Origin of the sequence: Paenibacillus sp. alder61 (assembly GCF_020179875.1) — a bacterium.
Taxonomy (GTDB): domain Bacteria; phylum Bacillota; class Bacilli; order Paenibacillales; family Paenibacillaceae; genus Fontibacillus; species Fontibacillus faecis.
Genome location: NZ_JAIUDG010000014.1, coordinates 71,003 through 93,207 on the forward strand (window position 1 = coordinate 71,003; position 22,205 = coordinate 93,207).

Consider the following 22,205-nt stretch of genomic DNA (forward strand, 5'->3'; position numbering starts at 1 on the left):
AATGAAAGATGATTTAAGTAATTCTGTGCGGCCAGCCTCTCTGGAAAGCCGGCTACGTAGCTCGCTTGCGATCCGTACAGGGGAATAAGGGTGTTTTAAGGCGCGATTTTGTCGAATTAAGCTCATCGGCCAACAGTAGCGGCGTTTTAAGGACTTATTTTGGGAAAAAGCGCACTGGCGTTGCATTAAACCCGACATGGTGCTGCCGATCCGCAATCTCTCTTGCCGCCCGTCATAATAGCGGCGTTTTGGGCCGTTATTTCGGCCAAATTCGCTTTCGCGGGTAAAATAGCGGCCAAAAGGGGCCTTATTTATCTGGTTGGGCTCCCAAAATCAGGTTGCGGCCCGCTTTTCCCAAAAATAAGGCCCCAAAGGACCGCTATTTCACACGGAAAGGACGATTTCGACAAAATAGCGCCTCAAATGGCCGCTAACCTGGGCTGCTAGGGAAAATGGCAGAGCTCGCCGCCCCAGCCTAATTATAGTAAAGAGCCGACACTATGCCGACTCTTCATTAAGAATATTACTTATACTGCGAGCTCCGTTTCAGAATGATCGAACCGTGAAGCGGGAGCTCGACCCTGCCCGTCTTAACTTCCCCGGTCTCCAAGTCGGTGTATGCCCGGTCATCCAGGCGGACCTGAGCCGGTTTGCCGGAAAAGTTCAAAAGAAACACGTAGTCGCTCTCTCCGTCCGAACGGAGCTGCGCGGTTACGCCCTCCGGCAGCTCGGCATCCAAAGCCCGGCGAACCCCGGCTTCGCGGATGAGCCGGCCGTACAGCGAATCGTAGAACCCTTCCTCCCGGACGCGTGCCGCCAAATAATAACCCTTCCCCGCTCCCTTTTGATTTACCGTAAGCACCGGCATTCCGGCGTAAAAATCATCCCGGTACGTCGCCAGTATCTCCGATCCCTCTGTATGAATCACTTCGCAGAGCTCACGGATTTCAAAGCTTCCCTCAAACTCCAGGCGATTTGCGGGATTCATCACCAAGGCGTTGCGATCATGGTCGTGAAGGCCGTCGATCTCCTCCGCCCAAATGCCGAGCGTCCGCCGAAGCGGTCCCGGAAATCCATTCAGATAGCAAAGGTCATGCTCATCGACTACGCCCGTCCAATACGTGGCAAGCAAGGTGCCTCCGTCCTCAACGAATTTGTCCAGGCGCTTCCCGGTTTCTTCGCGAAGCAGGTATGCCATGGGAAGCACGATTAGTTTATATGGCGAAAAATCATCGCCGGAGCCGATAACATCCGTCGGAACCCCCTGCTTCCACAACGCCCGGTAATGCTGGACAACGGTTTGCTCATAACCCAAGCCGCCGTTGCGGGGCCCCTGGGCGTCATTGATCGCCCAGCGGTTGTCCCAGTCGAACAAGACGGCCGCTTCCGCCGGTACATTCGTGCCCAGCACCTCGGTGATTTGCGACAAGGTGCGGCCGAGTTCCGCGACGTCCCGGAATACGCGGGTATGCGCGTGCCCGACATGATCCACGACCGCGCCGTGAAATTTCTCGCTGGATCCGCGGCTCTTCCGCCACTGGAAATACTGGACGGTATCGGATCCGTGCGCCACCGCCTGCAGCGAGGATAAGCGGTGCATCCCCGGCCGCTTCAGCTTGCTGACCGGCTGCCAGTTGGTCTGGCTCGGCGTGCTCTCCATCAGCATGAACGGTTTCTTTTTGATCGTGCGGAAGATATCGTGGTTAAAGGCAAACCAGGAGGCGATCCCCACCTCCGACTCCGCCTCGTGCCAGGTCGGGTAGGCGTCCCAGGAAACGACGTCCACCGCCTTGGCGAACTCGCGGTAATCCAGGCCGTAAAACAAATCCATCATGTTGGCGGTGCAAGGCAAATCCGGATTAACCGCATTGAGCGGCTTGATCTCATGCTTGTAGAAATCGATCGTCTGATCGGAAACGAAACGCCGCCAATCCAGGTTGTGGCCATGGACCATCATTTCCCCATGCGGGGCGGGCGATTCGACCTGGGACCAGGACGTGTACGTATGGCTCCAGAACGTCGTCCACCATGCCCGATTCAGCGCATCCAGTGAACCGTATTTACGCTTCAGCCAAGAGCGGAACGCCTCCTGGCAATAATCGCAGTGACACTCGCCGCCGTATTCGTTGGAGACGTGCCAGCCGACGACGGCGGGATGCGAAGAATACCGCTCCGCGAGCTTCCCGTTCATAATAATCACCTTCTCGCGATAAACGGGAGAGGTGAAGCAGTGGTTATGCCGCATCCCGTGCAAATTGCGGCGACGGTTGGCTTCTACCCGCAGCACTTCCGGGTACTTCTCGGACATCCAAGCGGGACGCGCCCCGCTCGGCGTAGCGAGCCAAGCATAGATACCGTTCGCGGCCAGCCGGTCCAACACTTGATCCAGCCAGCCGAAGTTGAAGGTTCCCTCCTCCGGCTCCAGGGCAGCCCAGGAAAAGATGCCGACGGACATGACATTGCAGCCCGCCTGCTTCATCAGCCGGATATCTTCCTCCAGAACCGCGGGATCGTGCAGCCACTGCTCGGGGTTGTAGTCGGCCCCGTGCATAAAGACGGGGAGCTTGCCGCTAATGGGCGGGAACTTATGTGTCATGGAATAATCCTCCGTTCATGATTTCTAGTTATCTTCAATCTCAAAATTTCGAAGAGCGCATCAAATTCCTGCAAATCTGCAGGCTTTTCCGACGGAAAGTTCCGAAAAACCGGAATTCCTGCAAATCTGCAGGCTTTGCGCTCAAACGGCCCCCTACTGAGGGAAAAAGCAAGAATTTCCTGCAGATTTGCATCTTTTTTGCTCATACTCTACCGCAAGCAGCTAATTTCCTGCAGATTTGCAGGAATTTCACGCAACCGCAGACCCGGCACGGTCAGGGGGGGCCCAAGGCTGCCTGAAATCAGGCCTCCGTTCTCCCGCCCATCTTCCAAAAAAATCCGTTCGCCGGAAGCGTTCCTCCCCTGTCCCGCCCGAAGTCGTCCCCGGCACGGTCCGAACCGGAATGCGGAAAAACCGCTGGAGCCCGCGGCCCCAGCGGTCCTTGGTCCGCCCTCTCCCCGGCTGTCTACTTCTGTGCCGCCAGGAAGACGTCGATCTGGCTTTGCAGTTCCTGTTGAATTTTGTCGATGCCGGCAGATTTCAACTGCTTGATCAGTTCCGCGTGGCCTTTGTCCAGATCGTTGATGAGTCCGTATTCCAACGGAATCGCGTAGCGGAGCATAACGTTGCCCACATTGGCGACTTCATTCTTCACCTTCGAGTCGTCAAACACAAAGGTTTCGAGCGGGAAGTGGTACACCTTCTCCTGCCACGCCTCCAAAATTTCGTCCGCTTCCTCCGGATAAGAAGCATCCGTCCGGTTCAGCAGCGAGTTCCAGCCCCAGTTGGAGAACCCGGTATAGTTGGCCGCGCTCGGTCCCGCCTTATATTTGTCGTCGCCCACCGGCTCGTAATGCTTGCCGACGATGCCGTACATGGTGAGGTCATGGATCTCCTTATCGTTCTGCAGCAGATCCAGCAGCATCAAAGAGCGCTCCACGTTTTTGGACGTGGCATGGATCGCCATCCCGTTTTGGGTTGAAATAGCCCCGATCTTTTTCTTGTCGGGCGTCAAATCCACGATAGCGCCTTCAAATTCCGGCTTATCGCGGCGCATCTCGGCGAGGTTGGCCCCCAACGTTCCGAGGGTGTGGGCGTAAGAACCGGTTTTGCCGGCTTTGATATCCTGCCATACATCGTTTTTATTGCTCACGATATTTTTGGACCACGCCTTGTTGTCGGCAAGATCTTTATAGTAAGCGATCAGCTGTTTGAACTCCGGCGTGTCGTAGACATTGAAGACCTGTCCCTTCTCGTCCGCAAGCTTGTAGGCGAGCGGGATGCTGTAGTCCACCAGATTCCACTCGTTCTGCTGCTCCAGCAAAATCTGATCGAGCTCGTGCCATTTCCAGCCGTCGGCCGGCTTTGCGCCGAACGCGTTGAATCCCTTCTCGTTGGCCCCGACCGTTTTTACGTAAGCCGCGTAGGTTTCCGGGCTGTTGATCGGCTCCAGGTTGTATTTCTTGCGCAGGTCCTCGCGGATGAACACGACTTTGTCGGTCACTTCCTGGTTGTTGTTGGGCACCATGTACAGTTTCCCGTCCACCTTGGCCTGCTCCCAGGACACTTGCGGCATGGCTTCCCATGTTTTCGGCATGTAGGTTTTGAGCATATCCTCCGTCAATTCCAGGAATCCGCCTTTACGCGCCTGATCGTTGTAAAAAGCCCAGTTGGCCGTGTAGACAAGATCAAAGTCTTCATTGGCGGCAAACTTCAACGGATATTTCTGCGTCCAGTCGGCCCAGTCCAGAAACTCCGTTTCGACCGTGGCGTTGATCTTCTCTTTCAGCAGCTTGTTCAGCTCGCCGGACACTTCGTCATAATCGGCCGGCTTGCCGCCTACGAGAAGCATCTTGAGCTTCACTTCCTTGGATAAATCGGCCCCGTCCGAAGCTTGGGAGTTCGCGCCCGTCGCGCCGTTGGCATTGCCCGAAGCGGCGCCGCCGCCCCCCTTATCCCCGCCGCATGCGCTCAGGAAGGTAGATATGACCAAAACCATCGCCAGCAGAAACGTAAATCTCTTGTTTTTTAGTTTCATGACTAAAGTTCCCCCTAATATAAAGTCAGAAAGTCAGAAATCTATCGACAACCAGGTTTCCCTGTGGTCATCCTTATCCTTTTACCGCACCGATGGTGAGCCCTTGGACGAAATAGCGCTGGATAAACGGATAAGCCAGCAAAATCGGCCCGGTCGCAACGATGGTCATGGCCATTTTCAAAGACTCCGTCGGCAGATTCGTGGTGATCACCGCCCCCGATGCCATCATCGCCTTGCGCATCCCGTCCATATTGCCGAGCAGGCGGTACAAATAGTACTGCAGCGGCATCAGATCCTCGTTGGAGATAAAGAGCAGCGCGTTATACCAGTCGTTCCAATAGGCCAATGCGATAAACAGGCCGATCGTGGCGAGTGCGGGCTTGGACAGCGGCAGAATAAACCGGACATAAATTTGGAAATCCCCCGCCCCGTCGATTTTGGCGGATTCGACGATCGCTTCGGGAATGTTGCCCATGAACGATTTCATCACGATGATGTAAAACACGTTCATCAACATTGGCAGGATCAATACGATCAGCGTATCCTTAAGCTCCAAATAATTGACGATCAGCAGGTACCAGGGGACTAGCCCACCGCTGAACAAAGTGGTGAAGAAAAAGAAGAAAGAGAACGTATTTCGCCATTTGAAATCTTTTCGGGACAGCACATAGGCCGTCATCGAGGTCAAGAACAGTCCGAAAAACGTGCCCAGCACCGTTACCGTGAAGGTCACGGCATACGCTTTCAGCATATCCGCCGGGTACTCGAACAGAATACGGTAAGCCTCCGTCGAAAAGGAGGTCGGTATCAACTGAAATCCGTTCTCGATAATGCCGCTTTCTTCGGTCAGCGAAGATGATACGACCAGCAGAAAGGGAAAGATGCAAAACAACGCCAATAGGGTCAAGGCGGTATAACCGATGACGGCCAGAATCAGCCGGTCTTTGGATCTGTTTTTGCGTGCGGCCGGCCGGAGATCCGTCCCCGTTCCGCCTGCTGTCGATACGGTTGCGTTCATGTTCTCTACCTCCATGGCTTAAAATAAGGCGTGATCCCTGTCGTATTTGCGCACGGCATAGTTGGCCAGCATGATGGTGGCAAAACCGAGAATGGACTGGTAGAAGCCCGCGGCGGCCGACATGCCGATTTCATTCGATGTAATCAAGGAACGGAACACGAAGGTATCGATGACATCGGTGGAGGAGAACAAAAGTCCGTTGTTGCCAACCATGTTGTAGAACATCCCGAAATCGCCGCGGAAAATGTTGCCGATCGCCAGCAGCACTAGGATGATCACCGTCGGCATCAGATTCGGAATCGTAATCTTCCGGATCCGCTGAAAGATGTTGGCTCCGTCGATTTCGGCGGCCTCATACATCTCCGTATCAATGCTTGTAATCGCCGCCAAATACATGATCGTGCCGTAGCCCAGCGTCTTCCAGGCCGACACGAGCACCAGAATCACCGGCCAATAAGCCGCGGTATTGTAGATATCGACCGACTCCATGCCGAGCTTGTTCAACAGCACATTGACCGTGCCCACATCGAAGTTAAACAAGTTGTAGGCGATGGCGCCGACGACCACCCAGGAGATAAAGTAAGGTAAAAACATGACGGTTTGCGTAATTTTCCGGAACCATTTCCCCGCCACTTCAAAAAGCAGGATCGCCGCGAAAATTTGCAGCAGGTTGTTGACGACGATAAAAGCGATATTGTAGAGCGCCGTATTCCGGGTCACCCGCCAGGCGTCTCCCGAATCGAAAAAAAAGCGGAAATTGTCCAGTCCGTTCCAGGGACTGCCGAAAATTCCGCCGGCATAATTGTACTGCTTGAAGGCCAGCACGATGCCCGCCATCGGGATATAGGCGAACAGCAGGAAAAACAGAACGGCCGGAACCAACATGAGAAGCAGTATTTTATATTTTTTTACATCTCCCCAAAAGCCGTGTCCTTTCATCAGGCTCCTCGACTCCCCTCTCGTTGTGTCTGTCTAAATTATAGGGGGGCGGGTCCGCAACCGATAATTCAGCGGCTCAACTAAAACTAATACTTTTACCACGATCAGGAAATTAAAAGGATGGATTCCGGGTTAAATCCTGTTCTTTTTCCGGTATTCTCCGGGCGTCATCTGCATGATTTGTTTGAACTGCCTGTTGAAATAAATAATGTTCTTGTACCCCATGCGCTCGGCGATCTCATAGATCCGCAAAGTGGGATCGTTAAGAAGCTCGCAAGTCCGCCCCATTCTCCGCTCGTTCAAGAAATCGCTGAAATGGGTCCCCGTCTCTTCCTTGAACAGGAAGCCGAGATAATTCGGCGTAAAATCGAAGTGAGCCGCCACCTCTTTAAGCGTGATCTTCTGCTCGATATGGCGCTCGACATACTGCACGATCTCTTCGATCAGCTTGCGTTTTTGCCGCTGCTTTTTCACGTAGAGCAGCTCGGACAGCTCATAAAATCTCCGCCGCAGCCAGGATTTGATATCCTGAACGGTTTCGAACTGAAACAGAATGACCGGTTGATGGGCGTCCCACTTCAAAATTGCATAGAGGTTCTCCCCCATCTGCCGCAGGTCCGAATGCAGCTTCGTCGTAAGGCGCAAAATCAGGTCGTACACTTCGTTTTTGCGCGTAAGCGACGCGTGCCGCCGATCGAAGACTTCCTCCAGACAATCATCCACGGCCACCAGATCGTAATCCAGAATGGCCCGCAGCATGTTGTCCAAAATACCGTCCACATTTGGCAAGGGCTGCGGCTCACCGTCCGGAGTCCATTCCACGACGTTCCAGGCGATCACGCGGTTTTTGCCCAACAGCCATTTGATGCGGAGCGCGGCTTCGGCCTGGCGGTAGGATTCCCGCAGCTGTACCTCGTCCCTCGCGGACTTGCCGACCCCGACCGTCACCGTTAACGGAAAATGGGCGTTGACCGCGGCCAGCAAACCGTTCAATTGTTCGGTGAATTCCCCTTCCGGAATCGACGACAAAATCAGGCATCGCGTCTGCTCGCTGCGAAAAAACGTCCCCAGCATGTTGTCTTCCACATAATTGCGGATAAATGAGGTCAACCGATAGATTTGGTCATGCCGCTCCTTGTCGTCCAACTGGCTGGTCTTCCATTCCACGTCGTCAATCTCGGCCAGGGCGGCCACCGTTCCAAACCGCAGCAAGGGACGGAGGTTCTCCAGGACGTGGGACTCCACCGAGCCGGAGGCCAGGTCGTTAAGCCAGCGCAGGAGCAATTCCTCCCCGACGGCGGACCAGACGGCCGAGGCCGACCGGTTCTGCTCCCTCTCCCGCTCGACCGCCTCGCAAAGCGAGTGCAGCATTTCGTACAGCTCGCGGTCTTCCACGGGCTTCAACAAATAGCCGGAGGCACCCAGCTGGATCGCCTTCCGGGCGTACTCGAAATCCTCATGGCCGCTGATGAACACGATTTTGGCCAGCGCGTTCATCTCCTTGGCGCGACGGGCAAATTCCATGCCGGACATAATCGGCATGCGAATATCGGACAGGATGATGTCCACCCGCTCCTGTTCCAGAATTTTAAGGGCGTTGAATCCGCTGTTTGCCGTACCGACCACGCGCAAGGGAAACGGGAGCCCGCTTCCCGCGATCCGCCGGCGCAGCCACTCCAGGTCCACCGCTTCGTCATCCACCAGCAACACATTAATATCCATAGGTCAGCGTCCCTCCGGTCGAAATAGCCTGTTGCTTTTGAGAATAGCTTAAGGCCGACAAACTGAACATAAACGTTTTCAATGAAAACCTATACTTTTTCACCGATCGCCTTCCCCTTCTTCGGGCTCTCCACCCTGCTCGTCGTCCGGGAGAAGGATTCTCACGGTCGTTCCGGCTCCGAAAATACTCGCGATAGCGATGCCGTATTCCCCGCCATACCTGAGCTTGATCCGCTCGTCCACGTTTTTGATGCCATATCCCCCGCTCTGGGACGGGGAGCTCATCAACCGCTTGACCGTCTCCGGCCGCATCCCGATCCCGTTGTCGATGACTCTGAGCTCAATCCCCTCCGCGATCCTGCGGCCGGTAATTCGAATGGAGAGATGTTCCCCGAACCACGCATGCTTAAAGACGTTTTCCACGAACGGCTGAAGAATGAGTTTGATCACCGGCACGGTAAGAATATCTTCCTCTATGTCCACGTAAACCTCGAACCGGTTCGCATATTTTACCCGTTGAATATCGAGATAGGTTTCCACTTGGGTCACTTCGTTCTTCAGCAGCGTCAGCACCTTGCCCTGATTCAGCGTCAGCCTGTAAAACCGGGACAACCCCTGCACCATGTCGGTCACTTTCCGGGTCTCGCCCAAATTGGCCAGGCTGCTGATCGTCGACAGCGTATTGTACAAAAAATGCGGATGGATTTGCGCCTGGAGCGCTTCGAGCTCCGCCTGCTTCCGCTGCAGACCCTGCACATAGACACGATCGATCAGCTCCTGGATATTTCCGGCCATCACGTTAAACGCGTCGGCGATATGGACGAATTCATCGTTGCCCGAAAAAGCGATCCGTTTACGGAAGTTCCCTTCCTGGAACGAACGGACCAGCCGGACGATCCGGGCCATTCGTCTTCCCGAAATCCTCGCCACCACCGATCCGATGACGGACATCCCCGCGAAACTCAATACGCAAACCGCGATGATCGATCGCTGCAGCTTGCTGGTGTCTTTGGTCAGATAGGCTTTGGGGACAAGGGTTTCGATGTTGAAGGAAGTGCCCGGGATCGGCTCTTGAAGACTCAAGTAAAACTCGCCCCCGCCGTCGGTCCCCGCTTCTCCGCGTTGATACAAGACGCCGCCACCCTGAGCGGTATCGACAAGCCGCAGCGTAATTCCCTCCTCTACCGGGAATGTGGCGAAATTGCCGAACAGATCGTCAAGAGAGGCCGTAATGCGAATATAGCCGATCACGGTCTTATAATCGCTGAAGGACACCAGCCGGCGGATATGGGATATATTGCCGAGGCGTTGGTCCGTGTCGATCTGCAGCCAGATATTGTCCTCCCCGGAATCCCGGTAGGCTGAATACCACGGGCTATCCTCCACTTCTTCAAGCGGCAGGATATAATAATCGCTGCCCTTGATCGGTTTCTCCAAATCGTCGCCCGGCACCAGGTTGAGATCCCGGTTCATCGTGTACAGCATCAGCCGGATGTCGTTGCCGAACAATTGAAGGGGAGCCGTGATTTGCGGAACGATTTCATCGAGCATGACCAGATAAATCTCGTAGGGTTCCCCTTTGGCCTGCAGAGCCCGCTGAAAAGAAAGGCTACCGAAGAGGGTGTCCGACATCCGCTGGATTTCGTCCATCTGGTACCGGATGTTGTTTCTGGCCTGCTCCATGCCCGTTCGGATATTCGTCTCCGCCATCTCGGTCCGGGACTGGACCAGCATGGTAAAGGCGATATAGCCGATAATCATGTCCGTGATTAACACAAGCAGCAGATACGGCACGAGCATTTTATAAGTAAAAGGAATGTATTTCTTCATTTTGGCGCCCTCTCTATACTTCGTAAGATAGAGTTTACGAGTTAACGCTTTCATTTTTCCGTAATTTCGAACTACAAAAAACCGGGAGGAGCCTGGGCTTCAACCATGGCCTCTCCCGGTACTCAAGCTTTATTTAAACTTTTGCCAATCCATCTTGCTCGTGTTCAGCAAATGCTCGAAATCGTTCTCCAGACGTTTCTGTTCCGCCTTGCGCGCCGCCTCGGCTTTCGCACGGGCTTCTTCCTTCTTCCGATCTTCATTCTGCTTCAATTCCGCGGCCTGCTCCTTAAGCTTGGCAATCGTCTCCGCCCCCAGCAAATCCTTCAGCGTGGCCGGTTTATCCGCCGCGGACGAAGGCATACTGGTGTTATTCTTCTTTTTGGCCATAAGTGCTTCACCTCGATTTCAAGCCTAAAGTATCACAGAGTGAAAAAAAATGTCAACTCACTGTTTAATCTTTATGTAAAAACGTGTAATTCTAAGGTATATATGTTTACTACCGCCAGCTTGGAGGAAAAACCATGAACAGAGAACGGGAACAAGAATACAGAGAACATACCCCACAACCCAAATCGCGCAATCCGCGGATTGAACAGGCAAAAAGGCTAAAAACAAAGCAGCTCACCGATTGGTTCCCCGTCAAAATCGAAATGGCCCACTACTGGATCGAGCACGAGAAGACGCAGATGAAACGGAACATGACTCGGGGAGCGGTCCATTTTTGTCATTTCGGGGAGAACATCGGATGCGAACAAAACGAGGAACGGCCGGTGGTCATCGTATCGAACAATACGGTCAACTCCACGTCGGGCAATGTCCTGGTCGTGCCGCTCACCAAAAATCTGAAGGTCCGCACGGTCCCCAAAACGGGGGAAGCCGTACTCACGAAGGACGGAAAGCCGATCCCCCGCTTCCAGAGCCATTATTTTCTTTTTAAAAGTAAATATGATTTCCTCGCTTTTGATTCCGCGGCCAAAACGGAGGAAACGACCTCCGTCAGCAAGGTCCGCCTGAAAGAACATCTGGGGAATTTGGATGAGGAAGATATCAACCGGTTGGAGAACCGGCTGAAATGGTCCTTTGGAATTTAAGACGGACGATGCTCTGCCTTCCATTGAAGGTAAGTCGATAGAAGTTTTTCTTATAGGGGGTTGACATCACTTTAACGGCAGGTTACTATAGTATCAAATGATTTGAACCGTTAAATATTACGTCATCCACCCTGTCGTGGATAAACTCACACGTGCCCGCGTGTTATTGAGTCTGAAGGAGCCTAGTGCTCCTTTTTTCCTTTCTCCTAAACAAAAAATTTAAGTATACCATAATGTCGCCCACCGTGGTCGTGGGCAAATTCACCCCGCCGGGAACTCTCCCGTCGGGGTTTATTCTTCCGCCTTAAATTCCCTCTTGGTTACCAATTACCCGATCTGCAAAATCTTAACCAGTTCTCTGCGAGAGACCTTGCAAAAAAAGCGCAAGGCTGAATTGCAGGCTCTCGCGGACATCCAAAGGCAAGCCGAACCCTTGCTGCCGTTCGAGGGAGGCGAAGCCGTGGATCAGACTCCGAAGTCCGCGCACCGTATGCAGCGCCTCCTCCTTGGTCAAGGAATATCCCCCAAGGAGGCCGACGATGAAATCGACAACCTTGCCGCTGGCTTCGGCCAGCTCCCGGTTGGTTGGGTCCTTCGCCAATTGGGCTACGTCGTACAAGCCGGGATGCTCCCGAGCAAAACCAATATAGGCATCGGCAAAAGATCGGATCGCCCGTTCTCCCGTCAGTCCCGAGGCGGCCCGGACGATCCTATCGTACAGCTCGCCGAGCGCATAAACGGCAATCCTCTCCCGCAGCTCGCCCAGCCCGCTCACATGGTTGTAAAGGGACGGCGGCCGGATGCCGAGGCGCTGGGCGACGGAAGAGATGGTCACCGCCTCCGCCCCCTCGCTGTCCGCAATCGCAACGGCCGCCTGCAGAACGGCGCCCGGATCAATCCCCGCTCTTGGCGACATGGCGTCCCGCCCCCTTTCCGGCCGTTTCCAGCTTCCGCTCCGCTTGCTCGATCGCCCGCCGCATCGCGTCCGCCGGATGGCCGATCATGCGCCCATGCCCGGCCGCCAGCAGCGCCGGCTTCAAAGCCGCCAGCTTCCGCGCGCTCGCCAGCGCCGTTTCCGCGCTCCACGTCGCCAGCGCCGGAAACGGAAACAGGGGGCGAAGCATGCCGCTGACCGCGATACCGCCGCGCGTTTGAAAGGCGTCCCCCGCGACCAGGGCGCCGCTGCGGGTATCCAGCAGGGAAATCGAGCCGGGGGTGTGCCCCGGCGATGAGATCACCTGCAGGGACCCGACCCGGTCACCGTCCTTCAGCAGCACGTCCGCGCGGGTCTTGATCTTCTTCGGAACGCCGCCCCGAATCGGGGTCTGCGCTTCCTCCGGATCCAGCGAGATATCGCCTTCCAGCAGCCGGGCATCCCTTGCCGAAATATACACCTGAATTTCGGGATGTTTCGCTTTTAGCGCATCGAGCGCTCCGACGTGATCGTCATGCGCATGGGTCAGGACGATCCTCGTCAACGGTTTCCCCGTTGTGGCCGCGACGGCGCGAAGAATGCCGTCGGCGCTATACGGGAGCGCCGCGTCTATCAGCGTGCAGCTCTCTCCTTCTTCGATAAGATAACAGTTAACCGGAAACAACCGGGGCATAAACGACACTTGAACCAGATGGCCGTGGCGCGTTAATTTCATGATGATCAACACCTTTCACGAAAACTAATGGGTTTAGTTTTATTTTAAACTAAACCCATTAGTTTATCAAGCCCGCTTTTTTAGTCGTACAAGCGGGCGTCCGTGAATAAGATGTACAAGTTACAAATATTCCGAGTTCGGAGGTATGCGGCATGAACAGTATTCTTGGTTTTATCTTTCTCGGCCTATCCCTGTCCGCCCCGATTGGCCCGGTGAACGCAGCCCAACTGGACAAAGGCATCCGCGGCGGCTTCCTGCCCGCGTGGTTTGTCGGGCTCGGCGCCATCGCCGCGGATATGATCTACATGCTGTTGGTCTATTTCGGAGTGATTCACTTTTTGAACACTCCTTTTATGCAGTCGTTTCTCTGGTTATTCGGTTTCTTCATCCTTGTGTACACCGGGATCGACAGTATTAAGCAGGCGTCAACCCTTAGCTTAAACGAAACGCGGGGGACCGAACCGCTGACGAAATCCTTCATGTCGGGGTTTATGATGTCCATTTCCAACCCCCTGTCGATCCTGTTTTGGCTCGGCATCTACGGATCCGTACTGGCACAGACCGCCGCAACCTCCGAACCGCGCGATCTGATCGTCAACAGCTGCGCCATTATCGCGGGGGTGCTGCTCTGGGATGTGACGATGGCCGGATTCGCAAGCGTCTTCCGCAAAATCTTGAGCGACCGTATGATCCGGGGGATTTCGTTCCTTTCGGGGCTCTCCCTGATCGGATTCGGGCTTTATTTCGGTTATAAGGCTCTTCTTCTGCTGCTGGAGCGGTTATAGCCCGCGTTCCCGTCTATTCAAGCCGGGGCCGTCTGATTAAAATCGCCTTGCGCCGATGGCGGCGAACCGAGGTTTTCTTGCGCTTCCAAACTTTAAACTGCATCCACAGCGTGACGGACCCGATGACCAAAATAAATCCCAGACTTCCCCAAAATCCCGGGCTGCTTGTGCCATGGGCCAGTGTTCCGGAAACGGCGATCAGAATCAGCGCCAAACCGCCAAAGCGTTTGACCTGGCCGAAGGCCGTCAGCTTCAACAACTTGCCCGAGGTAATCAGGATAAACATCCAGTTATACAGCAAAAGCAGGCCTGCCGCGGTTGTGATATACTCGTAAATTCGCCCCGGCATCGCCAGCGACAGGGCAATGGACGCGGCGAGTCCCACCGCCGTCAAGCCAATCGCGTACATCGGCCGTTTTTTCAAGGCCTTTCTGGCGAACAGCGGCGGAGCGTCCCGGTCCTCGGCCAGCGTAACCAGCATCGTCGTTACGGCGTAGAGCGAGGCTACCATCGTGGAAAAGCCGGCCACGATCAGCACGCCGTTGAACAAATGAGGGATGAACGGCATCTCTACCCCGCCGAGCGCCGTGATGAACGGGCTCTTTTTGGGCACGATGCTTTTCCAGGAGACCAGCGTAACCACCAGGGACAAAGAGAGGATATAGACCGTCATGAGCAGAAGCAGCATGATTTTCCCCGCTTTGGGGGCATCCGACGGATCTTTCAACCGAAACGCCATCATCCCCATGACCTCGATGCCCCCGAAGGCGTAAAAAGCAAAAATAAATCCGGACCAAAGCCCCATCGCTCCGGCGGGAAAAAATTCGCGGAGCGTCCGCGGGAAAGCAGGGTTTCCGCCGCCGGGTATCCAGCCGAACAAGGCGGCTCCGGCAATCCCCAGAAACAGGAGAATGGCGGCAATTTTAATGACGGACAGCACATTTTCGATCGAGTCGAAGCCTTTGTTCCCCAGAAAAATGACCAGCAATCCGAGCAGCGCATATCCCGTTGCGAACAACCACATCGGCACCCCCGGAAACCAAAATCGGGAGAAAAGGGATAGCGCGGTCAACTGGCTGCCCATGATCAACAATTCGGACGACCAGTATACCCAGCCGCTGCTAAACCCGGCCCACCGCCCGAAAGCCTGTTTCGCATAGGAGCGGAAGGACCCTTTTTCCGGATGCTTGGCCGTCATCTTCGCCAGGGACTCAAACACGGTGTACGTTCCCAGAGCGGCCAGCGCGAAGGCGATCAATATCGCGGGCCCCGCTATGCTGATCCCCAGCCCCGACCCCAGGAAATACCCCGTTCCGATGGTCGAAGCGACGCCCAACAGGGAAAGCTGCCACCACTTCAAATTTCCGCCCTTATGCTTCTCTTTCCGGCTCTCGGCCAATGTAAACGCCTCCTATTCGTTAGCCTGATCCATGTAAAAACAAATCCTCGGCCTTTCAAACCATTCCTTAGCTTCTATCGCCAGCCAATTATTATGCGAGGAAAAAAAGGGCTTTTTCCCCTACGCCCAGAATAACGGGAATCAAACTCTTTATGGTATAATAATTCGTCAGAACTAGTTTATCTTCGTATTCTACAAACTAACGGGAAGATTCCCTTTAATTTGACCAACCTAGATTAAAAGCCGGAGAGGCTACCACCACTCCAGGCTGGAAAGGAGACGAGCCGATGGCTTTCGGAGTGAACAAAGAGGAACTGAATGCTTGGAAGGAGGCCGTCTCCCGGGGAGAAATCGCCTATTTGACGCATTATTGGCTGGACCCCCGCTTTCCCGGTTCCAAAACCGTCACCAAAGTCGGCTGTGCCGATCTCGCCCGATTGCGCGACTGGTGCCTGAAACATGAGTTGAACCCGGATTATATCCATCGCCGGTCCGTCTTCCCCCATTTTGATCTGATCGGCCCGAAGCAGCGTGAAATTCTGCTCCAGGAACAACTGTGGGATCAACTGGAGCGGTTCCATATGTTATAGCGCAGAACATCTTTACAGAAAAAGGGGCTGCCCGAAGATCCCACGGATCTTATGGACAGCCCCTATATTTTTTCCCTTTATTATGACAGACCGATGCGTTCCACAAGCCGTATACTTTCCTCATTCATTCCGGTTATGGACACCTCTTTATTCAATTGCCGGTATTTACCCATCACTTTGGAGATGGCATTCGCCGCCGATTGATCCCACACATGGGATTTTGAAAAGTCGATGACGATCCGGTCGGGATCGCCCGCCGGGTCAAACTCCTGAAGAAAATGCGTGACGGTGCCGAAGAACATCTGCCCGGCGACCCTGTAGGTTTTTACGCCATCCCGCATCTCCGTGACCGTGCGGATTTGGGCGATTTTCCGGGCAAACACCAGCGCGCTGATCAGAACCCCGATGCCTACGCCGATGGACAAGTTGTCCGTAGCCACCACGGTTACCACCGTGACGATCATAACGATGGCGTCGGATTTGGGGATTTTGTGGAGCGACCGTAAGGAAGCCCATTCAAACGTCCCGATCGACACCATAAACATAACGCCGACCAATGCGGCCATCGGGATTTGTTTGACCACCCCGCCAAGGACGAGGATCAGAAACAGCAGCCCCACCCCCGAAACCAGCGTGGACAGCCGGGTACGCCCTCCCGATTTCATGTTGACCATCGACTGTCCGATCATGGCGCAGCCGGCCATGCCGCCGAAAAATCCGGTAACGATGTTGGCCAGCCCCTGGCCTTTCATCTCCCGATTCTTGTCGCTGGCCGTATCGGTGATGTCATCGATCAACGTCGCCGTCATTAACGACTCAAGCAGGCCCACTACGGCAAGAGATAAGGAAACCGGGAAGATCGTCTTGATCAACTCCCAGGAGATGACGACATCGGGCAGGTGAAAGACCGGCAAGGCGCTCGTGATTTCCCCCATATCGCCGACCGTTTTAACGTCCAGCTTCAGCGAGATGCTGAGCACGGATACGACGATAATCGCCACCAGGGCGGACGGAACCGCTTTGGTCAACCGCGGGAACAGATAAATGATCGCCAGCGTCAAGGCTACGAGCGCGTACATCAACCATCCCTGACCCGAAAAATGGGTGAGCTGCGCCATAAAAATCAGAATGGCGAGCGCATTGACAAAGCCGGTCATCACGGAATGCGGCAGAAAGCTAATCCACTTCCCGAGCTTCAGTTGGCCCATGATGATTTGCAGCACCCCGGCCAGAATCGTTGCGGCGAACAGATACTCTATCCCGTGATCCCGTACCAGGCCCCCCATCAGCAGCGCCATCGCCCCTGTGGCCGCGGAAATCATCCCCGGACGCCCGCCGGCAAAGGAGATAACAACCGCGATACAAAACGAGGCGTACAGCCCGACCATCGGACTTACGCCCGCCAGGATGGAAAACGCGATCGCTTCCGGAATCAACGCAAAGGCCACCGTTAATCCCGAAAGGATATCGTTTTTCGCGTTCGAGAACCAACCGCCGTATTTTATTGTTTTTTCCAAATCGAAAAAATCCCCCTTAGGATTACAGAATAGGTCCGATGCAACGCCAACGCTTTCGATTATATGAAAAAAGGCCGCTCCCTCTCAAAAAGGTCACCGGCCCGATAAAGCGCTTTTATCCAAACCATTCAGCCGTTGGCGGCGGAATGCTCTTCTATTCTTTCAAATTTAAAAAAATTTGCGGATGATTTTCGCCACGACCGCGGGTTTAATCGGCTTGCTCATATAATCGTCCATTCCGGCGCTAAGGCAATTCTCGCGATCCCCGGCGAGCGCATTCGCCGTCACCGCCACAATGACGGGGCACTTCTCCGGAAGAAGCTTGCTCTTGATGACCCGGGTCGCCTCCAGCCCGTTCATTTCCGGCATATGTACGTCCATAAAAATCATATCGAAAGATTCATAAGCTACCGCCTGAAGCACTTCCAGGCCGTTTGCGGCCTCTCGGGTGGCATGCCCCAGCCGCTCCAGCATTTTCTTCAAGACAATGCGGTTGATTTCATTATCCTCGGCAATAAGAATATTCAGCTTCTTGCCGGAGGGTACTTCCTCCAAGGTCCCCGTGACCCCTCCGGCTTGATCTTCGGTTTGCTTGAGGGCTAAGCAAAAAACAAAGGTCGCTCCGGGTCCATCGTGAGGTTCGACCCAAATATCCCCGCCCATAAGATCCACCAGTTTTTTGGTAATTGCCAGACCCAGCCCCGTTCCTTCGAACCGGCGCGTCATGAAATGATCCAACTGGGAAAAGGGCTGGAACAATAGCGGGATTTTTTCTTTCGGAATCCCGATTCCCGTATCTTGAACGGTGAAGCAAAGCTTCACGTCCGGCCCTTGCTCCATACGCCGGACGGTTACCGTAACGCCGCCGGTATAGGTGAACTTTACGGCGTTTCCGATCAGATTGAGCAGGACTTGCCTGAGGCGGTCCGCATCGCCGAACAACCGGTCGGGAACGTCCGGGGAAACGTTGAAGTCCATGGACAACCCTTTTTCCATGGCACGGACCATAACGATGTCCAGCGTTTCGGAAATCAGTTTCCGCAGGTCGAACATCTCCTCATGCAGCTCGGACTTGCCCGATTCGATTTTTGCGAAATCCAGAATGTCGTTAATGATGGCCAGCAGCGTATCTCCGCTCTTGCGGATAATCTCCAGATACTCTGTTTGGGTTTCCGTCAATTCGGTCGTCTCCAGCATCAAATCCGTCATCCCGATGACTCCGTTCATGGGCGTGCGGATCTCATGACTCATCATCGCCAGAAATTCGCTCTTCGCCCGGTTGGTGCTCTCCGCCGCTTCTTTGGCGATCAATAGCTGCTTCTGCTCGGTGATGTCTTTGGCAATAATGTAGAAGCCTACATTCTTCTTGTTGATCATGATCGGCGCCACCGTAGTCAGCACCTCGGACGTATGGCCGTACTTGGTATGGATCTTGTCGATGCCTTTGGCGACGGAGGCGTCTTGCATCGATTCGGACAGGATCTGGGACAAGGGCTGTTCTCCGATAAACTCGGAAAAGGGCTTTCCCGCCATATCGGAAATTTTATACCCGGTCAACCTCTCAGCTACCGCATTGGCATTGATAATCCGTCCGTCCAAATCCAGGGAAAATACGGCGTCATGATTGTATTTTTTGAGCGAGTTATAACGTTCGACCGTCTCCTGCAGTTCGCGTTCCACCCGCTTTCGGTCCGTGATATCCTGTACCGTGCCGCTCATTTTGACCGGATTCATTTCTTCGTCATAGGTAACGATTCCGCGCAAATGAAGGTACAGGTACTCCTCCCTCCTGATTTCGAACCGGCATTCAAAATCAAATTGCCCCGAGCGCAAAGCGGCATTTACGGCTTCCACCATACGTTTCCGATCTACCGGATGCACTTTGGACAGGATGTCCGCACCGGAAGGCGGGTCCGTCTGCTTCTCAAGTCCAAATATCGCATAGAGCTGATCGAACAGCTCGATGTCTCCTTCTCGCACATTCCATTCCCAACTGCCGACCCGGGTCATCCGCATCGTCTCGGCCAGAATGGAGGCCTCCTGCCTCCGCTTGGTCGTCTCCCTGCCGACCGCCAAAAGCATAGGGCCTTTCGGAGCATCCTTGTTCAAACGAACCGCAAATTCAAACCATACTTCCTCGCCCGCTTTGCTTCGGAGCCTCCATTCCACGGTCGCCCGCCGATGTCTTAGCAATTGACGGCTCAGCTTCCCGAGCTCCTCCGGATCCGGTTGACACCAGGCCGTGTACTTTACGCCAACCACTTCTTCGGGACGATAACCGAGCCATTCCGTGACGGATGGGGAGCAAAACAATCCGATCCCATTCAAATCACAGCAATACACAAGATCATTCATATTGGTAAGAATATAACGGCTCCATTCCTCCGCTTCCACCTCTTGGCGACTCCAAAGTTCTCTCGTTTCGTCTATCCCAAGAGACTGCTGTCCTTCGTGCCCGTTCATTACCAAGCCTCCGTTCCAGGATCGTTCATATCGGCAAGTAACCGGAAGGATCTTTTGATCTATTGGTTTGACTATGACTTGTTTTCTTCTTAAATATCAGACATTAATTTAAATGTCAATTTACAAAGCAACTAAACGACTGTCCGGCCCAAAAGAAAAATTAAGTATATTCAAAATTTCCCTTTTCATTGCTAAGCCGATCCCTTATTGTATAGGGTGGAAAATACTCGCTGTGGAGAGAAATTATATTGAGGTGGTCCTATGACAACGCAATCCGCTTTACCTCCGAACACCAGTTTGTTTCGGAACCGGTTTTACCAGACGATCCTGATTTCCAACATCTTTCTGCAAATCGGGATTTGGGTTCGCAACTTCGCGATCCTTATGTTCGTTACCGATATGACGAACAACGACCCGGTGGCGGTTTCGCTCATCTCCGTGGTCGAATTCGCTCCGATCTTCGTGTTCTCCTTCATCGGCGGAGCTTTCGCCGACCGTTGGAAACCCAAGCGAACGATGATCTGGTGCGACTTTTTGTCCGCCGCTTCCGTGTTCGCGGTGCTGTTCACGCTGATGTACGGCTCTTGGGAAGCCGTCTATTTCGCCACATTTATTTCGGCGATCCTCTCCCAATTTTCACAGCCGTCCGTTATGAAGCTGTTCAAGCAGCATGTTCATCCGGATAAGCTGCAGCAAGGCATGGCCTTGTTTCAATCCCTGGTCGCGATCTTTATGGTGCTGGGGCCGACGCTCGGGATTTTCTCGTACCATCAATTCGGCATTTATATTTCGATCGGAGTGATGGGGGTCGCCTTCTTGATTTCCGCTCTCGTTCTGTTCCGGCTTCCGGCCGATGAGCACACGGAGGAAAAAGCCGAACGGACCACGAAGCTGACCCGCGAGCTGGCGGACGGCTTCCGCTATGTATGGCGCAGTCCGATTCTGAAAGTTCTTGGCGCCACCTTCGCCATCGCCGGTTTTGCCGTTGGGACCATCCAGACGCTTGGCCTGTATGTTGTAATCGAGAACTTAGGGAAAACCAAGGAATTCCTGCAGTTCCTTCTGATGGTTAACGGCGTGGCGATGCTGATCGGAGGCGGTATCATCATGACGCTGTCCAAAAAAATCCCGCCGCAAATGCTGCTTGCCTTCGGGATGGCCGTCAGCGCGGTTTGTATCGCCGGCATGGGATTCTCGACAAGCGTTCCGCTGACGCTGGTCCTGCAGTTTATTAACGGGCTTACCTTCCCTTGCATCCAGATCGGGATCAACACCATGATCCTTCAGTCCACCGAGCAATCTTACGTCGGCAGGGTCAACGGCGTGCTGAGCCCGATGTTTATGGGGATGATGGTCATTATGATGTCGGTGTCCGGATTGCTCAAGAAAGTGTTCCCGCTGGTCGGCATCTACACGTTTTCCGGCATCGCCATGCTGATCGGCGCGCTGATTCTCATCCCGATCTTCAAGGTCAAACCGGCGCCGATTCCGGTACCCGACGTGAACATGAAAGAACCCGGAACCGGAACAACCTAGCTTTAACCATAACATAAAAAAGGGTCCCAGCCGCGTTGAATGGCGGTTTCGGGACCCTTTTGCTTTGATGTAAAGTTGATGACGGTTCGGTTTTACCGGCTGTTAAAGATGTCGGTCAATACCGGAACGATTTGCGATTTGCGGGAGACTACGCCTTTCAGCAGCGCCTTGTTGTTCTCCAGCTTCACGCCGTAAGCCGCTTCCACCGCGTCGGCGGCTTTGCCCAACGCGAGCCCGATGGAATCGTTGTTCAGAATGTCGGTCACCACGAACAGGAACAAGTCCAGTCCTTTGCGGTCCACAATGCCGTTCAGCGCGGCTTCCAGTTCAGCCTGGCGTACGAGCACATCATTAACGTCGACCGCGTTCACCTGAGCGATTTCCACCTTCGCGCTGCCCATGGAGAACTCCTTGGCGTCCAGGGAGATCAACTGCTCGATCGATTTATCGCTAAGGTCGGCCCCCGCCTTAAGCATGTCCAGCCCGTATTCTTCCGGGTTCACGCCGGCGATGTCCGCAAGCTCGCGGGCCGCGGCCACATCCTGCTCCGTACAGGTCGGAGATTTAAACAGAAGGGAATCCGAAATGATTGCGGACAGCATCAACCCGGCGATGTTGGCGGGTACCGCGATGCCGTTCTCTTTGTACATCTTGTTAAGGATCGTAGCGGTACACCCTACAGGCTCGGCACGATAGTAAAGCGGGCCGCTCGTTTCAAAATTCGCGATCCGGTGATGGTCGATGACCTCGGCGACACGAACCTGATCGATGTCGGAGACGCTTTGCTGACGTTCGTTATGGTCGACCAAAATAACGTCCTTCACTTCCCCCGCCGCGCTTTCGATCACGCGTGGAGCCTGAAATCCGAAACGGTCGAGGGCAAACTTCGTTTCCCCGTTAACTTCGCCCAAGGCGACGGGTTCCACGTTCCAGCCCAGCTTGGTTTTCAAATCGGCATAAGCGATCGCGGAGCAGATGGTATCTGTGTCCGGATTTTTGTGTCCGAAAATCAATACTTTGTCCATTCGTTTA

17 protein-coding genes are annotated in these 22,205 nt (G+C 54.2%); 4 read left to right on the forward strand and 13 right to left on the reverse strand.

All coding sequences use genetic code 11. From position 1 onward, the window contains the following. Positions 1-523: 523 nt before the first annotated feature. The 7 genes from LBW89_RS16020 to LBW89_RS16050 all read right to left on the reverse strand — a co-directional run bounded on the left by LBW89_RS16020 (position 524) and on the right by LBW89_RS16050 (position 10,530). Positions 524-2,596 (reverse strand): beta-galactosidase, encoded by a 2,073-nt coding sequence (locus LBW89_RS16020; RefSeq protein WP_225039535.1) that lies wholly within the window; start codon positions 2,594-2,596, stop codon positions 524-526. A 466-nt stretch (positions 2,597-3,062) separates the two neighbouring features. Beyond that, positions 3,063-4,634 (reverse strand): extracellular solute-binding protein, encoded by a 1,572-nt coding sequence (locus tag LBW89_RS16025; protein ID WP_225039536.1) that lies wholly within the window; start codon positions 4,632-4,634, stop codon positions 3,063-3,065. Positions 4,635-4,707: 73 nt separating this feature from the next. Next, complete coding sequence (locus tag LBW89_RS16030) at positions 4,708-5,652, reverse strand: carbohydrate ABC transporter permease (protein ID WP_225039537.1); 945 nt, start codon at positions 5,650-5,652, stop codon at positions 4,708-4,710. 18 nt (positions 5,653-5,670) lie between these two features. Further along, positions 5,671-6,591, reverse strand: coding sequence for an ABC transporter permease (locus tag LBW89_RS16035; RefSeq protein ID WP_148457885.1), 921 nt, complete (start codon positions 6,589-6,591; stop codon positions 5,671-5,673). Positions 6,592-6,723: 132 nt separating this feature from the next. Continuing rightward, complete coding sequence (locus LBW89_RS16040; RefSeq protein ID WP_148457886.1) at positions 6,724-8,313, reverse strand: response regulator; 1,590 nt, start codon at positions 8,311-8,313, stop codon at positions 6,724-6,726. A 99-nt stretch (positions 8,314-8,412) separates the two neighbouring features. After that, positions 8,413-10,143 carry a sensor histidine kinase gene (locus tag LBW89_RS16045; protein ID WP_148457887.1) on the reverse strand — a complete coding sequence of 577 codons (1,731 nt, stop codon included), beginning with the start codon at positions 10,141-10,143 and terminating at the stop codon, positions 8,413-8,415. A gap of 129 nt (positions 10,144-10,272) precedes the next feature. Then, a complete protein-coding gene (locus LBW89_RS16050; RefSeq protein ID WP_148457888.1) occupies positions 10,273-10,530 on the reverse strand; it encodes a YqkE family protein in 258 nt (85 codons plus the stop codon). A 134-nt stretch (positions 10,531-10,664) separates the two neighbouring features. Between LBW89_RS16050 and LBW89_RS16055 the strand changes: the two genes are divergently transcribed. Further along, positions 10,665-11,234, forward strand: a complete 570-nt coding sequence (locus LBW89_RS16055) for a type II toxin-antitoxin system PemK/MazF family toxin (protein WP_148457889.1) — start codon at positions 10,665-10,667, stop codon at positions 11,232-11,234. A gap of 346 nt (positions 11,235-11,580) precedes the next feature. Here the strand turns inward: LBW89_RS16055 and LBW89_RS16060 are convergent, their stop codons facing one another. Together LBW89_RS16060 and LBW89_RS16065 are read right to left on the reverse strand one after the other, a co-directional pair. Next, the gene (locus LBW89_RS16060) at positions 11,581-12,150 is read right to left on the reverse strand and encodes a TetR/AcrR family transcriptional regulator (protein WP_148457890.1); all 570 of its coding nucleotides are present in this window, start codon (positions 12,148-12,150) and stop codon (positions 11,581-11,583) included. After that, positions 12,128-12,883: an MBL fold metallo-hydrolase gene (locus LBW89_RS16065; RefSeq protein ID WP_148457891.1), complete on the reverse strand. Its 756-nt coding sequence runs from the start codon at positions 12,881-12,883 to the stop codon at positions 12,128-12,130. The genes LBW89_RS16060 and LBW89_RS16065 overlap by 23 nt, the downstream gene beginning before the upstream one ends. 152 nt (positions 12,884-13,035) lie before the next feature. Here LBW89_RS16065 and LBW89_RS16070 point away from each other — a divergent pair, with 152 nt between their 5' ends. Next, positions 13,036-13,668, forward strand: coding sequence for a LysE family translocator (locus LBW89_RS16070; protein WP_148457892.1), 633 nt, complete (start codon positions 13,036-13,038; stop codon positions 13,666-13,668). Positions 13,669-13,681: 13 nt separating this feature from the next. On the opposite strand, the gene LBW89_RS16075 is transcribed toward LBW89_RS16070, so the two are convergent. Next, complete coding sequence (locus tag LBW89_RS16075) at positions 13,682-15,067, reverse strand: amino acid permease (RefSeq protein ID WP_148457893.1); 1,386 nt, start codon at positions 15,065-15,067, stop codon at positions 13,682-13,684. Between the two features lie 287 nt (positions 15,068-15,354). On the opposite strand from LBW89_RS16075, the gene LBW89_RS16080 reads away from it, so the two are divergent. Then, complete coding sequence (locus LBW89_RS16080) at positions 15,355-15,657, forward strand: hypothetical protein (protein WP_148457894.1); 303 nt, start codon at positions 15,355-15,357, stop codon at positions 15,655-15,657. 80 nt (positions 15,658-15,737) lie between these two features. Here LBW89_RS16080 and LBW89_RS16085 read toward each other — a convergent pair whose 3' ends face one another. Both LBW89_RS16085 and LBW89_RS16090 read right to left on the reverse strand, forming a co-directional pair. After that, on the reverse strand, positions 15,738-17,174 hold the full coding sequence (locus LBW89_RS16085) for a SulP family inorganic anion transporter (RefSeq protein ID WP_211373377.1): 1,437 nt from the start codon (positions 17,172-17,174) through the stop codon (positions 15,738-15,740). 168 nt (positions 17,175-17,342) lie between these two features. Further along, complete coding sequence (locus LBW89_RS16090; protein WP_148457895.1) at positions 17,343-19,637, reverse strand: PAS domain S-box protein; 2,295 nt, start codon at positions 19,635-19,637, stop codon at positions 17,343-17,345. 261 nt (positions 19,638-19,898) lie between these two features. On the opposite strand from LBW89_RS16090, the gene LBW89_RS16095 reads away from it, so the two are divergent. Continuing rightward, on the forward strand, positions 19,899-21,173 hold the full coding sequence (locus LBW89_RS16095; RefSeq protein WP_148457896.1) for an MFS transporter: 1,275 nt from the start codon (positions 19,899-19,901) through the stop codon (positions 21,171-21,173). A gap of 92 nt (positions 21,174-21,265) precedes the next feature. Here the strand turns inward: LBW89_RS16095 and LBW89_RS16100 are convergent, their stop codons facing one another. After that, the gene (locus LBW89_RS16100; RefSeq protein WP_148457897.1) at positions 21,266-22,198 is read right to left on the reverse strand and encodes a manganese-dependent inorganic pyrophosphatase; all 933 of its coding nucleotides are present in this window, start codon (positions 22,196-22,198) and stop codon (positions 21,266-21,268) included. Positions 22,199-22,205: the final 7 nt, after the last annotated feature.